The sequence below is a fragment of the Thermus sp. KWY1 genome, assembly GCF_057547025.1.
The window spans coordinates 1-1,258 of the sequence record NZ_BAAJPG010000014.1 but is presented as its reverse complement, the minus strand read 5'-3'; the positions used below and the strand labels follow the sequence as shown (position 1 = coordinate 1,258).

Sequence of the window (1,258 nt, the reverse complement as noted above, 5' to 3'; positions counted from 1 at the left end):
GGTCGTGTCAAGATTTATGTGTAAGCGTCTGTGTACGGGGGGCATACCTCTCCAGAAGCATCTTCTCCAGCACTTCCCGCACCTCAGCAAAGCCCTTCAATCGCCGCTCAGACCACCTCCCCTCCTGACGCTCCGCCTCCAAGTAAAGGAGCTTAAACACAGACTCGGGTCGGGGGAACTTATGATCCCGCACCTTCGTCCCACGCCTCACCTCCCGGATGAACCTCTCCATCAGGTTGGTGCTCCGCAGATAGGGCCAGAGCACCTGGGGGTAATCGTGGAAACGGAGCAGAGCCCCCGAGTTCTCCCACCAGGAGGCCACCAGGGAAGGGTACCTGGCACCCCAGGCCTCCCTCAGCCTCTCCAAAGCACCCAGGGCTTCCTGTCGGCTCCCCGCCATGTACACCCCCTTCAGGTCTTGGGCCAAAAGAGCCCTGTCCCGGGAACGCACCTGCCCCAGGCTAGAGCGCACCATGTGCACCACGCACCGCTGCCACCCCGCCATGGGATAAACCCTCCTGATGGCCTCCTCTATCCCAGGTAGACCATCGGTGACCAACAGCAACACCCGCCTTAGCCCCCTTTCCCAAAGCTCCTTCAGCACCTCCCCCCAGGCATGGGCGTTCTCCGTGGGAAGGAGCCAGAAGCCCAGAACCTGCCTCTCCCCTTTGGGGGTCACCCCCAGGGCCACGTATACGGCCGCCCTCTCCACCCCAAGTCCCTCCCTGAGCACCTTCAAGAAAAAGCCATCCAGGTAAACAAAGGCCATCTCCTCCGGCAAAGGCCGCTTCTGGAAAGCCTCGGCCGCTTCCAGCACCTGGTCGGTGATGGCGCTGATGGTTTCGTGGGTGTACCGGTGGCCCAGCAAGAGGCTCATCACCTCCGCCGCTTTGCGTTGACTCACCCCAGCGGCGTAAAGGGCAATGGCCACCTCCCCCACGTCCACCTGACGGCGGGCATAGGGTTGAAGGAGGCTGGGATAGTATTTCCCTTCCCGATCCCGGGGGATGGCCAGCTTCACCTGGCCAAAGGCGGTCTCCAGCTTGCGGGGGTAGTAGCCGTTCTTGCGTCCCCCGTGCTGGCGCAAGAAGGCTTCCCGGTCGGCGTCCAGGAGAATCTGCAAGACCTCGGTCACCGTCTGCCTCACCGCTTCCCTTAGCATCACCTGCAAGGTATCCTGGTCCACGGGGTACCTCCTTCCTAATCCTGGTACCCCCCTTTTATACACAAACCCCTACACATAATTCCTTACACGACC

1 protein-coding gene is annotated in these 1,258 nt (G+C 61.5%); it reads right to left on the bottom strand.

What is annotated here, in order from left to right:
- Positions 1-7: 7 nt before the first annotated feature.
- On the bottom strand, positions 8-1,228 hold the full coding sequence (locus AC27GT_RS03570) for an IS256 family transposase (protein WP_038055582.1): 1,221 nt from the start codon (positions 1,226-1,228) through the stop codon (positions 8-10).
- Positions 1,229-1,258: the final 30 nt, after the last annotated feature.